Raw genomic sequence first — 1,676 nt, forward strand, 5'->3', positions numbered from 1 at the left:
CCTCAGCACGCTGACGCCGCGGCCCCGCGGCCCCGCGGCGTCAGCGTGCTGAGGGCACCGCACAGCGGAGGTGTCGCAAGCCTTCCGCCGTGCCCGTCCGACGTTCCAGCGGAGCCGCTGCCACACTGGTCTCATGCGCCTGCGTCTCCCCCTCGCCGCCGCGTCGCTCGCCGCGGCGACGCTGCTCGTCGCCACCGCCTGCTCGTCCGGCGGGGCGGCCGAGCCCGCCGGGGTCTCCTCCTCGCTGGCCGCGCAGAGCAGCGCGCCCGCGACGGCGCCCGGGGCGGCGGCCGTGCCCAGGCCGGCGCACGTGGTGGTCGTCATCGAGGAGAACCACCCGTACGACCAGATCATCGGCAGCGGCGCCGCGCCCTACCTCAACTCCCTGGCCGGGCAGGGTGCGTCCTTCACCGCCTCGTACGCCGTCGCGCACCCCAGCGAGCCGAACTACCTGGCGCTCTTCTCCGGCTCCACGCAGGGCCTGACGGACGACTCCTGCCCGCACACCTTCTCCGGCCCCACCCTCGGCTCCGAACTGCTCGGCTCGGGGCTCACCTTCGCGGGGTACTCGGAGTCGCTGCCCGCCACCGGCTGGACCGGCTGCAGCACGGGCGACTACGCGCGCAAGCACAACCCCTGGGTCGACTTCGCCACTATCCCGGCCTCCGCGAACCGCACCTTCGACGCCTTCCCGAGCAGCGCGGCGGGTTACGCCGCGCTGCCCACGCTGTCGATCGTCGTACCGAACCTCCAGCACGACATGCACGACGGCACCGTCCAGCAGGGGGACGACTGGCTGCGCGCCCATCTCTCCGGTTACGCGGACTGGGCCCGGACGCACGACAGCCTCCTCGTCGTCACCTGGGACGAGGACGACAACGGCCCGGACAACCACATCCCGACGCTCGTCGTCGGCGCCGGGGTGAAGCAGGGGCAGTACGGCGAACTGCTCGACCACTACCGCCTGCTGCGCACCCTGGAAGCCGCCTACGGCCTCTCCCCGGTCGGCGAGAGCGCCCAGCGGGCCCCGGTCACCGACATCTGGAGCAAGTAGACGGGCTAGCGGACCTGCACGATCGACGCGCCGACCAGGACGCCGCCGCTGACGGTGTAGGTGCCTTCGTAGACCTTGAACGTGCCGTCGGTCTGCGTCGCGTAGAGCACGGCGTGCACCTGCGAGCCACCGAACTCGCTGACGGTGCCGAGGCTGATCGACGCGGTCGTGGCGAAGCCGGCCACGTACTGGTCGTAGCTCTCGCCCGCGATGTTGCGCCCGCCGAGCGCCCACGCGGCGGCGTAGTCGTGGTCGGTGATGTCCTGGTAGTACTGCTGGACCACCGCTCCGGCGTTGGTCAACGGCGTCGTCGGCGCGACGGGCGCGGCGGGTGCCACGGGCGTGCTCGGCGGCGCGGGCGCGGCCGGCGGGGGCGTGGCGGTGACGGTCACGGTGGGCGTGGACGCCCGGCTCGGCGTGCTCGGGGCGGGCGCCGCCTGGTGGGTGATGGTGGCGGTCACGGTGTGGGTCGGTGTGTTCACCGACTGGGAGGTCCCGCCGGCCGAGCAGGCCGCGACGACGGCCAAGGCGCCCGCCGTCGCGACAGCGACCAACACGCCCTTCACTCCTCCAGGTTAGGCCTGGAGCAGGGCCCCCGCAGCGCGGCAAGGCGCGAGGCGGT

Annotated in this window: 2 protein-coding genes; one reads left to right on the plus strand and one right to left on the minus strand. The window is 73.4% G+C overall.

Features of this window, described 5'->3' with window-relative positions; all coding sequences use genetic code 11:
* Positions 1-133 precede the first annotated feature (133 nt).
* Positions 134-1,054, plus strand: a complete 921-nt coding sequence (locus tag DN069_RS38800; protein WP_111507937.1) for an alkaline phosphatase family protein — start codon at positions 134-136, stop codon at positions 1,052-1,054.
* Between the two features lie 5 nt (positions 1,055-1,059).
* On the opposite strand, the gene DN069_RS39720 is transcribed toward DN069_RS38800, so the two are convergent.
* Positions 1,060-1,611, minus strand: coding sequence for a hypothetical protein (locus DN069_RS39720; protein WP_133260202.1), 552 nt, complete (start codon positions 1,609-1,611; stop codon positions 1,060-1,062).
* Positions 1,612-1,676 lie beyond the last annotated feature (65 nt).

Source organism: Streptacidiphilus pinicola (assembly GCF_003258295.1).
Classification (GTDB): Bacteria; Actinomycetota; Actinomycetes; order Streptomycetales; family Streptomycetaceae; genus Streptacidiphilus; species Streptacidiphilus pinicola.

Excerpts from the sequence above, each read along its gene's own strand:
- DN069_RS38800 (WP_111507937.1), top strand. The coding sequence starts at position 134 with ATGCGCCTGCGTCTCCCCCTCGCCGCCGCGTCGCTCGCCGCGGCGACG.